This window comes from Microbacterium sp. NPDC055910 (genome assembly GCF_042271185.1).
In the GTDB taxonomy this organism is placed as follows: Bacteria; Actinomycetota; Actinomycetes; order Actinomycetales; family Microbacteriaceae; genus Microbacterium.
This window is the reverse complement of sequence record NZ_JBHJZS010000005.1, coordinates 64025-81039: the sequence shown is the minus strand read 5'-3', so window position 1 is coordinate 81039 and position 17015 is coordinate 64025. Positions and strand designations below refer to the sequence as shown.

The window sequence follows — 17015 nt, the reverse complement described above, 5'->3', positions numbered from 1 at the left end:
GCGTTCGCTACTCGATGACGGCCTGCTTCGCCCTGACCGGCAGCATGAGCAGCAGGCCCGCCAGCAGCACGAGCACGATGCCGAGGATGCCCAGACGCGTGTCGCCGGAGATGCCGACGAAGAGCGCGAACAGGCCGGGGGCGAGGAAGGATACGGCGCGCCCCGTCGTCGCATAGAGGCCGAAGATCTCGCCCTCGCGGCCGACGGGGGTGATGCGGGCGAGGAACGAGCGGCTCGCGGACTGGATCGGCCCGACGAAGGCGCACAGCACGAGCCCGGCGATCCAGAAGCCGATCTGCGCCGTGCCGATGAAGAGCACGACGCTGCCGGCGACGACGAGTCCGACGAGCGAGACCATGATGACGACCTTCGGGCCGAAGCGGTCGTCGAAGCGGCCGGCCAGGATCGTGAAGATGCCGGCGACGACGTTGGCGGCGACGGCGAAGTAGAGCACCTGCGACGACGAGAAGCCGAAGACCTGGGCCGCGATGATCGCGCCGAAGGTGAAGACGCCGGCCAGGCCGTCGCGGAAGACGGCGCTCGCGAGCAGGAACATCAGCACCTGGCGGTTGCCGTGCCAGAGCTTGGTGATCGTCCCCCACAGCACGGCGTAGGAGCGGAAGAAGCCGACGCGCACCTGGCGCTCGCGAACGGGGACCTCGGGCACCCGCAGCAGCACGGGGATCGCGAAGACCCCGAACCACACCGCCGACGCGACGATCGCCAGGCGGATGTTCATGCCGTTCTCGGTCGTGATGCCGAGGGGGCCGGGGCTGTCGACGAGGCCGATGAAGAGCACGAGCAGAAGCACGAGCAGCGCGATGCCGCCGACATAGCCCATGCCCCAGCCGAAGCCCGAGACGCGGCCCATGTTCTGCTTCGTCGACACCTGCACGAGCATGGCGTTGTAGTTGACGCCGGCGAACTCGAAGAAGACGTTGCCGATCGCGAGGAGCGTCGCCCCGAGCACGAGGAACGCCGGCGACCCCTCGACGAAGAACATCGCGGCCATCGCGGCGACGACGAGCATCGTGTTGACTCCGAGCCACAGTTTGCGCCGGCCCGTGCCGTCGGAGCGCTGGCCCATGACCGGGGCGAGCGCCGCGATCAGGATGCCGGCGATCATGAGCGCGATCCCCACGAGCGAGGCGTTGTCGGCGAGGGCGCGCACGAGCGCGGGATCCTTGGCGTCGCCGCCCGCCGCGTCGAGGACGGACTGCTCGACGAAGAGGGTCGAGGCGAGGTAGGTCGAGAAGACGAAGGTCGTGACGACGGCGTTGAAGGCGGCCGAGCCCCAGTCCCACAGCGCCCAGGCCAGCACGCCGCGCTTGCGCGTGGCGTCGGCCGCGCCGATCGTCGCCGCGGCGACCTCGGATTCGGGAGCGGGCTGATCCGGAAGCGACATGCCCGTCACGCTACCGCCCTCTACCCGCGAGACTGCATCCGCACGGCGAGACCGAGGGTAATACCCGCAGTCTCGACCTGTCGTTGCAGTCTCGCGGTCTAGCGGGGTTGAGTCGAGGGGTGTCAAGTTTGAGTTGACAGTCACGGTGGGGCGGCAGTAGGGTTGAGTCAGTTAGGCTCAACCTCGCTCGGATGGGCCGACCACCAACTTCACCGACCAATGACCTCGGGTGGCTGCTGCCACCCAGACAGAAGGAGAAACGCACATGGCACGAGCTGTGGGAATCGACCTCGGCACGACGAACTCCGTCGTCAGCGTCCTCGAGGGCGGCGAGCCGAAGGTCATCGCGAACGCCGAGGGCTTCCGCACGACGCCCTCCGTCGTCGCCTACACCAAGGACGGCGAGGTGCTCGTCGGCGAGACCGCGAAGCGCCAGGCCGTCACCAACGTCGACCGCACGGTCGCCTCGGTCAAGCGCCACATGGGCACCGACTGGGGCTTCGATGTCGACGGCAAGAAGTGGACGCCGCAGGAGATCTCTGCGCGCATCCTCCAGAAGCTCAAGCGCGACGCCGAGGAGTACCTCGGCGACACGGTGACGGATGCCGTCATCACGGTGCCGGCGTACTTCAACGACGCCGAGCGTCAGGCGACGAAGGAAGCCGGCGAGATCGCGGGCCTCAACGTGCTGCGCATCATCAACGAGCCGACCGCCGCCGCGCTGGCCTACGGGCTCGACCGCGGCAAGGAGGACGAGCTCATCCTCGTCTTCGACCTCGGTGGCGGAACGTTCGACGTCTCGCTGCTCGAAGTGGGCAAGGACGACGACTTCTCGACGATCCAGGTCCGCTCGACCTCGGGCGACAACCGCCTCGGCGGCGACGACTGGGACCAGCGCCTCGTCGACTACCTCATCAAGCAGTTCAAGGACACGACGGGCGTCGACGTCTCGGGCGACAAGATCGCGCTGCAGCGTCTGAAGGAAGCGGCGGAGCAGGCGAAGAAGGAGCTGTCGAGCTCGACGTCCACGAGCATCAACCTGCCGTACCTGTCGCTCACCGACAGCGGCCCGGTGTCGCTGAGCGAGACGATCACGCGCGCCAAGTTCGAGGACCTCACGAAGGACCTGCTCGACCGCACCAAGAAGCCCTTCGAGGACGTCATCCGCGAAGCCGGCATCAAGGTCTCCGAGATCGATCACATCGTCCTCGTGGGCGGATCGACGCGTATGCCCGCCGTCGCGGAGCTGGTCAAGAAGGAGACGGGTAAGGACGCCAACAAGGGCGTCAACCCCGATGAGGTCGTCGCCGTGGGCGCCGCGCTCCAGGCCGGTGTCCTCAAGGGTGAGCGCAAGGACGTCCTGCTCATCGACGTGACACCCCTGAGCCTCGGCATCGAGACCAAGGGCGGCATCATGACCAAGCTCATCGAGCGCAACACGGCCATCCCGACCAAGCGCAGCGAGACCTTCACGACCGCCGACGACAACCAGCCATCGGTCGCGATCCAGGTCTTCCAGGGCGAGCGCGAGTTCACCCGCGACAACAAGCCGCTGGGCACGTTCGAGCTGACCGGCATCGCGCCGGCTCCGCGCGGCGTGCCGCAGGTCGAGGTCACCTTCGACATCGACGCGAACGGCATCGTGCACGTGTCGGCCAAGGACAAGGGCACCGGCAAGGAGCAGTCGATGACGATCACGGGCGGCTCGTCGCTGCCCAAGGACGACATCGAGCGCATGGTGCGCGAGGCCGAGGAGCACGCCGCCGAGGACAAGAAGCGCCGCGAGGGCGCCGAGACCCGCAACCAGGCCGAGACCCTCGCCTACCAGATCGAGAAGCTCATCTCGGAGAACGAGGACAAGATCCCCGCCGACGTGAAGGAATCGGTCCAGGCCGACGTCAACGAGCTGAAGTCCGCCATCGCGGGCGACGACGACGACAAGGTCAAGGAAGCGTTCGACAAGCTCAGCCAGAGCCAGACGAAGCTCGGTGAGGCGATCTACTCGCAGGACCAGGCCGCTGCGGCCGACGGCGCCGCCGAAGAGGCGGCTGAGGAGACGAGCGGTGCCGAAGAGGATGTCATCGACGCCGAAGTGGTCGACGACGAAGAAGACAAGAAGTAGGGGACATGACGGATAAGGACTTCGACAACGACGAGGTCCGTCCGGACGGCGGGGGGTCGGAGGCACACGTCTCCGACCCCGCGTCGCACCAGGACGACCTGACGGTCGATGACATCCTCGGCGCGGACCAGACCGACGATGCGCTCACGGGCGACGACGCGGTGGACCTCCCGCCCGAGGCGGCGGGCTACCTCGCCGACCTGAAGCGGCTGACGGCGGAGTACGCCAACTACCGCCGTCGTACCGAGGATCAGCGTCAGCTCGAGATCGAGCGGGCCAGGGGTGAGGCGGCCAAGAGCCTGCTGCCCGTGCTCGACGATCTCGACCGGGCCGAGAAGCACGGCGATCTCGAAGAGGGCTCGGCCTTCACCGTGATCACCGAGAAGGTGCGCGGCGCGGTGGCCAAGCTCGGCGTGACCGCCTACGGTGCGGCCGGCGACGTCTTCGACCCGCAGCAGCACGAGGCGATCTTCCAGGTTCCGACGCCGGGTCAGACCGCGCCGACGATCGTCGATGTCGCCGAGGTGGGCTACCGCCTGGGCGATGTCGAGCTGCGTCCTGCGAAGGTCGTGGTCGCCGTCCCGGCGGACCCCTCGACGAGCTCAGGGACCTGAGTTCAGATGGCCAGTCAGGACTGGTTCGACAAGGACTTCTATCAGGTCCTCGGGGTTTCCAAAGACGTCTCCGACGCCGACCTGAAGAAGACGTACCGCAAGCTCGCGCGCAAGTATCACCCCGATTCCAATCAGGGGGATGCCGCGGCCGAAGCGAAGTTCAAAGAGGTCAGCGAAGCGTATGCGGTGCTGTCCGACACGGCCCAGCGCGAAGAGTACGACCAGATCCGCGCCATGGGCTCGGGCGCCCGCTTCACGGCGGGCGGCCAGGGCGCCGGCGGGTTCGAAGACGTGTTCTCGCAGTTCGGACAGGGTCGCGGCGGTGGCAGGTACGCCTCCGCGGCCGACTTCGATGACATCTTCTCGATGTTCGGGCAGCAGGGCGCTGGTTTCGGCTCGGGACGTTTCGGGCAGTCGACGGGCGGGTACCGCGGCTACGGCGGCCCTTCGAAGGGGGCCGATGTCACGGCCCGCACGACGATCGACTTCCTCACCGCGACGAAGGGCGAGACCATCTCGCTGCAGGGCGAAGACGGCAAGCCGTTCAAGGTGAGGATCCCCGCGGGGGTCTCCGACGGGCAGAAGATCCGGCTCCGCGGACGCGGACGCCCCTCGCCCGACGGCGGCGAGAGCGGCGACATCGTCGTGCAGGTCGCCGTGCGAGCGCACCCCGTCTTCGAGCGCGACGGACTCAATCTGCGCGTCAAGGTGCCGGTGACGTTCACCGAGGCGGCTCTCGGCGCGACGATCGAGGTGCCGACGCTCGGCGGCGATCCCGTCAAGCTGCGCGTCGCCCCGGGAACGCCCTCGGGTCGCGTGCTGCGGGTGAAAGGTCGCGGCGTCGAGACCTCGAAGGGCAAGGGCGACCTGCTCGCCGAAGTCCAGGTCGCCGTGCCGGCGCACCTCGACGATGCCGCCCGCGAGGCGCTCGAGCGGTTCCAGTCGCTCGAACCGAAGGAGAACCCGCGCGCGGACATGATGGCGAAGGCGCGCGGTTGACATGAGTCACGATGAGATCGACGCCGAGGCACCGATCTTCGCGATCGCGGTGGCCGCCGAGCTGTCGGGCATGCACCCGCAGACGCTCCGGCAGTACGACCGGCTCGGCCTCGTCGTCGCCGCGCGCACGCAGGGTGGTTCGCGGCGGTACTCGCTGCGACACGTCGAGCAGCTGCGCGAAGTGGCTCGCATGTCGGCAGAGGGCATCGGACTCCCCGCGATCATGCGGATCCTCGATCTCGAGAGTCGCGTGCGCGAGCTCCACACGCGCGTGCGCGACCTCGAGGATCGCGTGCGCGCGGCAGCCGAGTCCCGGCCCGGTGCACGCGTCTTCGCGGCCGGGACGACCGGCGCCGTCGTGTCGCTGCGCCGAGGCACACGCGCCCGGCGCGCGACCGACATCGTCGTCTGGCGGCCGCGGCACCCCGGCCCCGCTTCCGCAGACGACGCCGAAGACTGACCCGCATGAGCGACTATCTCCCCGGGGAGACCGCCGCGACGCACCGCTGGTCGGACGCGATGTACTGGCCGCTCACGGTGTCGGCCCTCGTCTTCCTCGTGACGTTCACGATCCACGTCATCGGGGACGTCCGCGGCACGGCGGCGCTGGTCACGACGACGATCATCGGCGTGACGTGGTTCGTCTTCATCGTCGACTTCCTCGCGCGGCTCATGCTGTCGCGCCCGCGCGGGGCGTGGTTGCGTGCGCACCTCGCATCGCTGGCCATGGCGATCATGCCGCCGCTGCGTCCCGTCCGCCTGCTCGACACCTTCACGCGGCTCGCGGCCTTCCGCCACTCCGCCGGTGCGACGCTGCGCGCTCGCCTGCTCATCTACGGCGGCGGGTCGGCGCTGCTGCTCGTCTGGTACATCTCGCTCGTCGTGCTGCAGGTCGAGCGGCATGCGCCGGGCGCATCGATCACGACCTTCGGCGACGCGGTCTGGTGGGCGTTCTGCACCATCACCACGGTGGGATACGGCGACTATGCGCCCGTGACCGTTCCCGGCCGGATCGCGGCGGTCGTGCTCATGGGCGGCGGCGTCGTGCTCGTCGGGCTGATCGTCGCGACGATCTCGTCGGCGGTCGTCGAACGGGCGACGCGCGCGAAGACCACGCACGACAGCCACCTGCCGCATCCGCATCTGCATCACCGTGATGCTCATCGCAGCGACGGTGGCAGCACCGCGTGACGGATGCCGCATGACCGATCACGGCGCCGTGGTCGGAGCCGGAAAACGCACGGATTCGCTCAGGGCGTACGGATGGGACTTCATCCGTGTCGGTGGCAGGTCGTAGCCTGTAGTGCGCTATCGGGGGCTCGCCTGCGGCATCCGCTCGCCCCGTCGCATCGTTCCGCTCTCTCACATCCGGAGAACACGTGCTCGGCAGACTCCTCATCCGCTACCTGAAGCGATACCGCTGGCTGCTGCTCGGCGTGCTCGTCTTCCAGTTCGCCGGGGCGATGGCCTCGCTCTTCCTGCCGCGCCTCAACGCGAACATCATCGACGAGGGCGTCGCGAGAGGCGACACCGCCTACATCTGGTCGACCGGGACGCTCATGCTCGCGATCTCGCTCGGGCAGATCGTCGCCTCGATCATCGCGACGTACTTCGCCGCGCGTGCGGCGATGGCGACGGGCCGAGACATCCGCCGCGACGTCTACGAGAAGGTGAGCGGCTTCTCGGAACGCGAGGTGTCGCGGTTCGGGCCCGGCTCGCTCATCACCCGCAACACGAACGACGTGCAGCAGGTGCAGATGCTCGCGATGATGGGCGCCACGATGCTCGTGAGCGCGCCCCTGCTGGCGATCGGCGGCGTCATCATGGCGTTGCAGCAGGATGTCGGGCTGAGCTGGCTCATCGGCGTGTCGGTGCCCGTCCTGCTCGTCCTCGTCGCGCTGATCATCAGCCGCATGGTGCCGCTGTTCCGCGCGTTCCAGTTCAAGCTCGACGCCGTCAACCGCATCATGCGGGAGCAGCTCACCGGAGTGCGGGTCGTGCGCGCGTTCGTGCGCGAAGACATCGAGGCGAAGCGGTTCCGCGGGGCGAACACCGACATCATGGTGGTCGGCCGCAAGGTCGGCTCGCTGTTCGTGCTGATGTTCCCGCTCGCGATGCTCGTGCTCAACGTCACGGTCGTCGGGGTCATCTGGTTCGGCGGAATCCAGGTCGATGCCGGCGAGGTCGAGATCGGCACGCTCTTCGCGTTCATGCAGTACGTCGGACAGATTCTCATGGGTGTGCTCATGGCCACCTTCATGACGATCATGATCCCCCGCGCCGCCGTCTCGGCAGAGCGCATCGGCGAAGTCCTCGCGAGCGAATCGACGCTGACGCGCGCCGAGAACCCCGTGAGCGTCTTCGACGCGCCCGGAACGGTGCAGTTCGACGGGGTCGAGTTCAGCTACCCCGGCGCCGAGGCGCCCGTCCTGCAGGGCATCAGCTTCGGTGCGGCGCGCGGTGAGACGGTCGCCATCGTCGGTTCGACGGGCGCGGGCAAGACGACGCTGGTCTCGCTCATCCCGCGGCTCTTCGATGTCACCGGCGGTGCCGTCCGCGTCGGCGGCGTGGACGTGCGCGAGGCCGACCTCGATCGGCTGTGGAAGACGATCGGTCTCGTGCCGCAGCGGCCCTTCCTGTTCACGGGCACGGTCGCCTCGAATCTGCGTTTCGGCCGCGAGGAGGCCACCGACGCCGAGCTGTGGCACGCGCTCGAGATCGCGCAGGGCAAGGACTTCGTCGAAGAGATGGACGGGCAGCTCGACGCCCGCATCGCGCAGGGCGGCACGAACGTCTCGGGCGGTCAGCGACAGCGCCTGGCCATCGCCCGGGCCATCGTGCATCAGCCCGACATCCTCGTCTTCGACGATTCCTTCTCGGCCCTCGACCTCACGACCGACGCACGATTGCGCCAGGCGCTCTGGCACGAGCTGCCGGAGGTGACGAAGATCGTCGTCGCGCAGCGCGTCTCGACGATCACCGAAGCCGATCGCATCGTCGTGCTCGAAGACGGGCAGATGGTGGGGCTCGGCACGCACGACGAGCTGCTCGCCACGAACAAGACCTACCGCGAGATCGTCGAATCGCAGCTGGGGGTGGAAGCATGAGCGCGCCCGACGTGCTGACCGAAGAAGAGCGCCTCGAGCTCGAACTCGCCGAGCAGGCGCGCCAGACCTCCGGCGACTGGGATGCCGTCGCCCCCGGCAAGGCCGCGAACTTCGGCAAGAGCTTCGCGCGCCTCATCGGGCTGCTGCGTCCGCATGCCGTCGCCTTCACGCTGGTGTCGTTCCTCGGCGCCGTCGGCGTCGTCCTCGCCGTCATCGCACCCAAGGTCCTCGGCGAGGCGACGAACCTCATCTTCGAGGGCTTCGTGTCGCTTTCGCTCGCGGGGCAGTTCCCCGTCGGCACCCCGCAGGCCGACGTCGTCGCCGCGCTCGATGCCGCTGGTCAGGGCGACATCGCGAACATGGTGCGCGCGATGGACGACTTCGCCGTCGGCGCGGGGGTCGACTTCGACAGCCTGCGGATGGTCATCGTCGGCGTGCTGGCGATCTACGTGGCCTCGTCGCTGCTGAACTGGGTGCAGGGCTATGTCATCAACGTGATCATGGTGCGCACGATGTGGCGCCTGCGCGAGTCGGTCGAGGCGAAGATCAACCGTCTTCCGCTGTCGTACTTCGACAAGGTGCAGCGCGGCGAGCTGATCTCCCGCGTCACGAACGACATCGACAACATCACCCAGACGATGCAGCAGTCGCTGTCGACCGTCGTGACCTCGGTCCTGACGGTCATCGGCGTGCTCTTCATGATGTTCACCATCTCGTGGCAGCTGGCTCTCGTCGCTCTGGTCTCGCTCCCGCTCATGGCGGTCATCTTCGGCATCATCGGACCCAAGTCGCAGAAGGCGTTCGGAATCCAGTGGCGCAAGGTCGGGCGCCTGAACGCGCGCGTCGAGGAGTCGTTCTCCGGTCACGCGCTCGTCAAGGTCTTCGGTCGTGAGAAGGACTCGCGCGAGAAGTTCCAGGAAGAGAACGAGGAGCTCTTCGAGGCGGCCTTCAAGGCGCAGTTCCTGTCGGGCATGATCATGCCCGGCATGATGTTCATCGGGAACCTCACGTATGTCGGCATCGCCGTCCTCGGCGGTCTCATGGTCGCCAGCGGGCAGTTGCGCCTCGGCGACGTGCAGGCCTTCATCCAGTACTCGCAGCAGTTCACCCAGCCGCTGTCGGAGCTGGGTGGCATGGCCGCCGTCATCCAGTCGGGCACCGCCTCGGCCGAGCGTGTCTTCGAGCTGCTGGACGCCGAAGAAGAAGAGCCCGACGCCCCCGACGCCCCGGAGCCGGTCGACGGCGAGGGCGTCATCGAGTTCGAGAACGTGAAGTTCTCGTATACCCCCGACCGGCCCCTGATCACCGACCTGTCGTTCCGCGTCGAACCGGGCCAGACGGTCGCGATCGTGGGTCCGACCGGTGCCGGAAAGACGACGCTGGTCAACCTCATCATGCGGTTCTACGAGCTCGACGGCGGGCGCATTCTGCTCGACGGGCAGGACATCAGCGACCTCACCCGCGACGACGTGCGCTCCCGCACCGGCATGGTGCTGCAGGACCCGTGGCTGTTCGCCGGCACGATCCGCGAGAACATCCGCTACGGACGCGAGTCGGCATCCGATGACGAGATCGTCGAAGCCGCCATCGCCACGCGCGTCGACCGCTTCGTGCACTCGCTCCCGGACGGCTACGACACGGTGCTCGACGAAGACGCGTCCAACGTCTCGGCGGGCGAGAAGCAGCTCATCACGATCGCCCGGGCGTTCGTGGCACAGCCGTCGGTGCTCATCCTCGACGAGGCGACCTCGTCGGTGGACACCCGCACCGAGCTGCTCCTTCAGCACGCGATGGCGGCGCTGCGCGAAGGGCGCACGTCGTTCGTGATCGCCCACCGTCTCTCGACGATCCGCGATGCCGACCTCATCCTGGTGATGGAGCACGGCGACATCGTCGAGAAGGGAACGCACGACGAACTGATCGCGGCCGAGGGTGCGTACTGGCGGCTCTACCAATCGCAGTTCGAGCAGGCCGCGCAGGATCCGGACGCCGAAGAGGCGCTTCTCGACGCGACGCGCACGGGCGCCGTGCCCGTGATCGACGGGCAGGGGTGATCAGACCGGATCGATGCGCAGCACGCCGGGGCGCTCGCCGACCGTGAGGTCGTCGATGACGCGCAGGCTCCGCGCCAGGTCGTCGACCGAGCCGATGACGGTGCCGAAACGCTCACGGTCGGCGAACACCGCGGTCACGGTCACGAAGTGCGTGCCCGTGTCCCACGTATAGGTCGCGAACGGCGGGGTGCGCGGATCCGCGGGCAGCGGCATCGCGAGCTTCTCTCCCGCGCCGAGATACGTTCCGCGGAACGTCTCGGTGTCGTCGTACTCCATCGGCATCATGGCCCGCGCCGCGCGCAGCTGCGCCGTCGCCGCCTGCACCTGCGCCATCACGACGACCAGTTGCGGGTCCGCCTTCCACACCCACACCAGCACGCGGCCTGCCGCCTTGCGCATGAGGAACGGGGCGGCCTGACTCATGGCCCACGCCGCGACCCCGCCGCCGGGTCGCTCGGTGGCCCCCATCGCGCGGTTGGCCTGGGCCAGCAGCATCCGGATCGCGGCTTTGCGGTGTCGTCGCCCCCGCCAGCCGAGGGACTCGGTGACGGGGACCCACAGGGTCACGTCGGCGTCGGCCTGCAGTCGGGGCATGAATCCAGCGTAGGCGTGTTCCCGGGGACGAAGCAGGCCCTCGGGTTACAGTGGGACCGGCGCGCGACCTCCCCACGGCGTGCCGCTCCGCACTATAGACAGGCCGCTCTCTTCGTGACCGAACCCGCGACGCCCGACGACCACGCCGCCGCCGCACGGCCCCTGACCGTTCTCATCGGTGCCGACACCTTCCTGCCGCACGTCAACGGTGCCGCTCGCTTCGCCGAGCGTCTGGCGGCGGGCCTGGTCGATCGCGGCCATGACGTGCACGTCATGGCGCCCAGCGCCGGCCACCGCAACCACGGCACGTTCCGGGAGGTCATCGAGGGTCGGGAGATGACGGTGCACCGCCTGCCCGCGTGGCGCTGGCCTCCGCACGACTGGCTGACGTTCGTGCTGCCGTGGATGTCGAAGCACTACGCGCGCCGCGTGCTCGACGAGGTGCGCCCCGATGTCGTGCACATCCAGTCGCACATCGTGATCGGCCGCGGACTCGCGCGCGAAGCCCGCAAGCGCGGCATCCCCGTCGTCGCGACCAACCATGTCATGGCCGAGAACATCGTCGATTTCACGACGCTGCCTCCCGTGCTCGACAAGGTCGTCGTGAAGCTCGCGTGGAACGACGCCAGACGCACGTTCGACATGACGCGCGCCGTCACGACGCCGACCCGTCGTGCGGCGGACTTCCTCGAGAAGACGATCGACATCCGGGGGGTCGTTCCCATCAGCTGCGGTCTGGATGCCCGCAACTACACGGCTGATCTCACGCCCCGCGACGCGCATCGCATCGTGTTCGTCGGCCGGCTCACGACCGAGAAGCAGATCGACGTCGTGCTGCGGGCGATCACGAAGCTCGATCCCGCGCTGGAGGTCACCTTCGACATCGTCGGCAACGGCGATCAGCGTCGGAACCTCGACCAGCTCACGCGCGAGCTCGGGCTCACCGACCGGGTCACGTTCCACGGCTACACGACCGATGAGGAGCTGCGCGGCCTGCTCACCCGTGCGAGCGTCTTCGCGATCGCGTCGATCGCCGAGCTGCAGTCGATCGCGACGATGGAGGCCATGGCATCCGGCTTGCCGATCGTCGCCGCGGACGCCGTCGCGCTGCCGCACCTCGTGCACGACGGCGAGAACGGCTACCTCTTCGAGCCGGGAGACGTCGACGACCTCGCCGCCAAGCTCACGACCGTGCTGACGCAGTCTCCCGAAGAGCGCCTGCGCATGCAGCAGGCGTCGCTCGACGGCGTGAAGATCCACGACATGCAGCGCACTCTCGACACGTTCGAGGCGCTGTACCGCGACGAGCCCCTGCCGGAGTGACGCGCTCGTGCACGTCGTGATGTTCGGCGATCAGCACGTCGAGACCCTCGGCGGAGCACAGGTGTCGATGCGCCTGCAGCGGCGGTTCCTCGAGAAGGCCGGACACACCGTGACGGTGGTCGCTCCCGCGATGCACGGGCCGCGTGCGCGAGCGACGCCCTTCGACACCGGCTACGTCGATCTGCCGTCGATCCCCATCACGGTGGACCGGGAGTACTCCATGGCGTGGCCCGGACGGCGGACCGATCGCCGAGTGGATGCCGCGTTCGCGGGTCGTCCTCCCGTCGATGTCGTGCACGTGCAGGCCGATTTCTGGGGTGCGTTCATCGGGTATCGCTTCGCGCAGCGCCACCGTCTTCCGGTCGTGCACACGATGCACAACCGGGTCGACGTCGGCATCGAGGCGACGGCGCCCCTCCCCGGGCTGGTGCTGGGTGCGCTCAACGCGTGGAGCAGGCGGACCCTCGGTGTGCCGACGCCCGGACGTGACGGGTGGGCGTACTTGCGGCGGCTGGCGGCGGGTGCCCAGGCGGTCACGGCCCCGTCGCACCACTTCGCCGAGCGGCTCGAGCGGCACGGCGTCTTCGCCGACGTCGACGTCGTGTGGAACGGCATCGACGACGACCTTCTCGACGGCGTGCTCGCCGCGACGGCGCCCGAGCGCGAGCCCGGGCCGCCGCGGTTCGTGTGGCTCGGACGCATGAGCCCCGAGAAGCGGCTCCTGCCGTTCCTCGAGGCCCTCGGACGGGCGGACGTGCACGCCGAGGTCGAGATCATCGGCGGCGGCGGTCAGCTGGGCGCTGCCCGCCGCCTCGTCGACAGGCTGGCGCCGGCAGCATCCGTCGTCTTCTCGGGCCCGATGCCGTACGCCCGGACGCTGCGCCGGATCCAGGCCGCCGACGCGGTCGTGCAGACCTCGATCGGCTTCGAGACGCAGGGCATGACGATCTTCGAGGCCGCGTCGCTCGGCACGCCGGCGGTCGTGAGCGACCCCGACCTCGCGCGCGAGCTCGGAACCGGGTTCTGGGCCGTCGGGGGCGACGTCGACGCACCGCCCGCGGTCGCGGACGCCTCGGTCGGCGCGCTGGCGGCGGCTCTGCGGCAGGCCGCGGGCGACATCGCGGCGGGATCGGCGGTGCAGCCCGACCCCGGTATCCGCGAGCGCTTCCGCCAGTCGTCGCGCACCGCGGCGATGGTCGAGGTCTACGGCCGCGTGCGCGCCTGACCGGTTCAGGGGAGACGGCGGGGATCGGTCGGCACCTGGCGATAGCCGTCGTGCGCGACGACCGTGACCGTGCCGATGATCGCCAACGTCGTGACGGTGATGATGGCAGCGAGAAGGATCATGGCAGGAAACCTACGCTTGCGCTCGAACTGCTGCGAGTGGCAGGATGGTCACCTGTCGCACGAATACTGCCACCTGGAGCGCCATGAAGACCGTTGCCGTCATCGTCCAGCCGGGCTTCGCGCCCTTCGAGTTCGGTCTCGCGTGCGAGGCCTTCGGGCTCGACCGCTCCGAGGACGGCATCCCGAACTTCGACTTCCGCATCGTGACGCCCGATCCCGGCATCGTGGTGTCGAAGATCGGGTTCTCGATCAACGTCGATCTGGATCTCGCGTTCGCATACGAGGCCGACCTCGTGGTCGTCTCGCCGACCCCCCGCGCCTCCTGGCGTCACGCCGATGAGCGCGTGCTCGATGTCGTGCGCCATGCCGTCGCCCGCGATGCGTGGGTGCTGAGCGTGTGCAGCGGCTCGTTCATCCTCGGCGCGGCCGGCGTGCTCGACGGGCGCAGAGCGACGACCCACTGGATGTACGCCGACGCCATGGCTCGGATGTATCCCGCTGTCGACGTCGATCCCGACGTGCTCTACGTGCAGGACGGCCGCATCATCACGAGCGCCGGCACCGCCGCGGGGATCGACGCATGCCTGCACCTGCTGCGGCAGGAGATCGGCGCGGAACTGGCGAACAAGATCGCGCGGCGCATGGTCGTGCCGCCGCAGCGCGACGGCGGGCAGGCGCAGTTCATCGATCGGCCGCTGCCCGCGACGACGTCGCTGTCGCTCGCGCCCGTGAGCGATTGGATGCTCGACAATCTGCGACTCGACCTGACGGTCGATCAGCTCGCCGCGAGGGCGCACATGTCGCCGCGCACGTTCGCGCGGAGGTTCAAGGCGGACTTCGGGGCGACTCCCGCCGCCTGGCTCGCGCGGCAGCGGATCATGCACGCGCAGCGGCTGCTCGAGACGACGGAGCTCGGCCTTGACCGCGTCGCCGACGAGAGCGGGTTCGGTTCGGCCGCCGTCCTGCGGCAGAACTTCGCTCGTGTGCTCGGCACGACCCCGACCGCCTATCGCGATCGATTCAGCTGCACGCGCCAGATGGCGGATGCCGCGATGCTCGACCCCGTCGCCTGACCCTCTTGCCGCCACGAAGGCTCCTGCGCTAAACTTGAGTCAACACGGCTCAACCTTGAGTCGCTCAGACTTCAGGAGCACGAATGAACGCACAGCCCCAGCCCGGGCAGGAGGAGCAGAGCGCCCTCGAACAGTTCGGGATCAACCTCACCGACCGCGCCCGTCAGGGCAAGCTCGACCCCGTCATCGGGCGGGACAGCGAGATCCGCCGCGTCAGCCAGGTGCTGACCCGGCGCACCAAGAACAACCCCGTCCTCATCGGTGAGCCCGGCGTCGGCAAGACCGCCGTCGTCGAAGGTCTCGCCCAGCGCATCGTCGCGGGCGACGTCGCCGAGTCGCTGAAGGGCAAGGAGCTCATCAGCCTCGACATGTCCGCCCTCGTCGCCGGCGCGATGTACCGCGGTCAGTTCGAAGAGCGCCTCAAGAGCGTCCTCAAAGAGATCACCGAGTCCGAAGGACAGGTCATCACCTTCATCGACGAGCTGCACGTGCTGATGGGCGCGGGCGGCGGCGAAGGATCGGTCGCGGCATCCAACATGCTCAAGCCGATGCTCGCGCGCGGTGAGCTGCGACTCATCGGCGCCACGACGCTCAATGAATACCGCGAATTCATCGAGAAGGATGCCGCGCTCGAGCGCCGCTTCCAGCAGGTCTACGTCGGCGAACCCAGCGTCGAGGACACGATCGCGATCCTGCGCGGGCTCAAGGAGCGCTATGAGGCGCACCACAAGGTCGCGATCGCCGACGGCGCGCTCGTGGCCGCGGCATCCCTGTCGAATCGCTACATCCCGTCGCGGCAGCTGCCCGACAAGGCGATCGACCTCATCGACGAAGCCGCCTCGCGGCTGCGCATGGAGATCGACTCGGCCCCCCTCGTGATCGACGAGCTGCGCCGGCATGTCGACCGGCTCAAGCTCGAGGAGATGGCGCTCAAGCGCGAGAAGGACGACGCGTCGAAGGAACGTCTCGCGACGCTGCGCGCAACGCTCGCGACCGAGCAGGAGCGCCTCGGCGAGCTGCAGAACCGGTGGGAGCAGGAGCGCGCATCGCTCAACCTCGTCGGCGATCTGAAGACCCAGCTGGATGCTGCTCGCATCGAGGCCGACCGCGCACAGCGCGAGGGCAATCTCGAGCGGGCATCGCGGCTGCTCTACGCCGACATCCCCGCGCTCGAGCGCAAGCTCATCGACGCCGAGAAGGCCGAGAGCAGCGACGACCGGATGGTCGGCGACCAGGTGACCGAAGAGGACATCGCGAAGGTCATCGCGGCGTGGACGGGCATCCCGGTCGGGCGCCTGCTGCAGGGCGAGACCGAGAAGCTGCTGCACCTCGAGCGTGAGCTGGGCAAACGGCTCATCGGGCAGAAGGACGCCGTCAAGACCGTCGCCGACGCCGTGCGCCGCTCGCGCGCCGGCATCAGCGACCCGCAGCGGCCGACCGGATCATTCCTGTTCCTCGGGCCCACCGGCGTCGGCAAGACGGAGCTCGCCAAGGCGCTGGCCGAGTTCCTCTTCGACGACGAGCACGCCATGGTGCGCATCGACATGTCGGAGTACGGCGAGAAGCACTCGGTCTCGCGGCTCGTCGGCGCCCCTCCGGGGTACGTCGGCTACGAGCAGGGCGGCCAGCTGACCGAGGCGGTGCGCCGGCGTCCGTACTCGGTCGTGCTGCTCGACGAGGTCGAGAAGGCCCACCCCGAAGTCTTCGACGTGCTGCTGCAGGTCATGGACGACGGGCGCCTGACCGACGGCCAGGGCCGGACGGTCGACTTCACGAACGTCATCCTGATCCTGACGTCGAACCTCGGCTCGCCCATCCTGATCGATCCCGCCCTGACGACCGAGCAGAAGCGCGAGCAGGTTCTGGCGCTGGTGCGTCAGGCGTTCCGCCCGGAGTTCGTCAACCGGCTCGATGACACCGTCGTGTTCCACGCCCTCACCGAGGACGATCTCGCGCAGATCGTCGAGCTGTCGGTCGACGCGCTGCAGCGGCGCCTCAAGGACCGCCGTCTGACGCTCGCCGTGACGCCGGATGCGCGCGCGTGGCTCGCCGAGCGCGGGTACGACCCGCTCTTCGGAGCGCGGCCGCTGCGCCGGCTCATCCAGTCCGAGATCCAGGACCGTCTCGCGATGGCGATCCTGGGCGGCGGGGCCCGCGACGGGGACACCGTCCGGGTCGACGTCGCCGCCGACGGCTCCGCGCTCGTGCTGACGAGCACCGAGCCGTCGCGGGCGCCCGAGGACATCGTCGACGCCGAGCTGGTCGAGGACTGACCTCGACCTCCGGCCCCGGCCCGTGCCCGTGACCCCTGACCGCGAGACTGCATCGGCACGCCGAGACAGCGGGTAAACCCCGACGTCTCGCGGTGCCGATGCAG

The 17015-nt window shown here is 68.7% G+C and carries 13 protein-coding genes; 11 read left to right on the top strand and 2 right to left on the bottom strand.

Annotation, left to right across the window (positions count from 1 at the left end):
- Positions 1–7: 7 nt before the first annotated feature.
- The gene (locus tag ACFC3F_RS04085; RefSeq protein ID WP_376126971.1) at positions 8–1405 is read right to left on the bottom strand and encodes an MFS transporter; all 1398 of its coding nucleotides are present in this window, start codon (positions 1403–1405) and stop codon (positions 8–10) included.
- Positions 1406–1670: 265 nt separating this feature from the next.
- Here ACFC3F_RS04085 and dnaK point away from each other — a divergent pair, with 265 nt between their 5' ends.
- The 7 genes from dnaK (at position 1671) to ACFC3F_RS04050 (ending at position 10301) form a co-directional block, all read left to right on the top strand.
- The gene (gene dnaK / locus ACFC3F_RS04080) at positions 1671–3527 is read left to right on the top strand and encodes a molecular chaperone DnaK (protein WP_376126969.1); all 1857 of its coding nucleotides are present in this window, start codon (positions 1671–1673) and stop codon (positions 3525–3527) included.
- A gap of 5 nt (positions 3528–3532) precedes the next feature.
- Positions 3533–4141: a nucleotide exchange factor GrpE gene (locus tag ACFC3F_RS04075; protein WP_376126967.1), complete on the top strand. Its 609-nt coding sequence runs from the start codon at positions 3533–3535 to the stop codon at positions 4139–4141.
- A gap of 6 nt (positions 4142–4147) precedes the next feature.
- The gene (locus tag ACFC3F_RS04070) at positions 4148–5140 is read left to right on the top strand and encodes a DnaJ C-terminal domain-containing protein (protein WP_376126965.1); all 993 of its coding nucleotides are present in this window, start codon (positions 4148–4150) and stop codon (positions 5138–5140) included.
- Between the two features lies 1 nt (position 5141).
- Positions 5142–5600: a heat shock protein transcriptional repressor HspR gene (locus tag ACFC3F_RS04065; protein WP_376126963.1), complete on the top strand. Its 459-nt coding sequence runs from the start codon at positions 5142–5144 to the stop codon at positions 5598–5600.
- Positions 5601–5605: 5 nt separating this feature from the next.
- The gene (locus ACFC3F_RS04060) at positions 5606–6331 is read left to right on the top strand and encodes a potassium channel family protein (RefSeq protein ID WP_376126962.1); all 726 of its coding nucleotides are present in this window, start codon (positions 5606–5608) and stop codon (positions 6329–6331) included.
- Between the two features lie 188 nt (positions 6332–6519).
- Complete coding sequence (locus tag ACFC3F_RS04055) at positions 6520–8247, top strand: ABC transporter ATP-binding protein (RefSeq protein WP_376126960.1); 1728 nt, start codon at positions 6520–6522, stop codon at positions 8245–8247.
- The gene (locus tag ACFC3F_RS04050) at positions 8244–10301 is read left to right on the top strand and encodes an ABC transporter ATP-binding protein (RefSeq protein WP_376126958.1); all 2058 of its coding nucleotides are present in this window, start codon (positions 8244–8246) and stop codon (positions 10299–10301) included. Before ACFC3F_RS04055 ends, ACFC3F_RS04050 begins: the two co-directional genes overlap by 4 nt.
- On the opposite strand, the gene ACFC3F_RS04045 is transcribed toward ACFC3F_RS04050, so the two are convergent.
- Positions 10302–10895: a hypothetical protein gene (locus tag ACFC3F_RS04045; RefSeq protein WP_376126956.1), complete on the bottom strand. Its 594-nt coding sequence runs from the start codon at positions 10893–10895 to the stop codon at positions 10302–10304. It lies immediately after the preceding gene.
- A 114-nt stretch (positions 10896–11009) separates the two neighbouring features.
- Here ACFC3F_RS04045 and ACFC3F_RS04040 point away from each other — a divergent pair, with 114 nt between their 5' ends.
- The 4 genes from ACFC3F_RS04040 to ACFC3F_RS04025 all read left to right on the top strand — a co-directional run bounded on the left by ACFC3F_RS04040 (position 11010) and on the right by ACFC3F_RS04025 (position 16911).
- On the top strand, positions 11010–12218 hold the full coding sequence (locus tag ACFC3F_RS04040) for a glycosyltransferase (protein ID WP_376126954.1): 1209 nt from the start codon (positions 11010–11012) through the stop codon (positions 12216–12218).
- 7 nt (positions 12219–12225) lie between these two features.
- Positions 12226–13443: a glycosyltransferase gene (locus tag ACFC3F_RS04035; RefSeq protein WP_376126952.1), complete on the top strand. Its 1218-nt coding sequence runs from the start codon at positions 12226–12228 to the stop codon at positions 13441–13443.
- Between the two features lie 205 nt (positions 13444–13648).
- Positions 13649–14638 (top strand): GlxA family transcriptional regulator, encoded by a 990-nt coding sequence (locus ACFC3F_RS04030; protein WP_376126950.1) that lies wholly within the window; start codon positions 13649–13651, stop codon positions 14636–14638.
- Between the two features lie 83 nt (positions 14639–14721).
- Positions 14722–16911: an ATP-dependent Clp protease ATP-binding subunit gene (locus ACFC3F_RS04025; protein WP_376126948.1), complete on the top strand. Its 2190-nt coding sequence runs from the start codon at positions 14722–14724 to the stop codon at positions 16909–16911.
- Positions 16912–17015 lie beyond the last annotated feature (104 nt).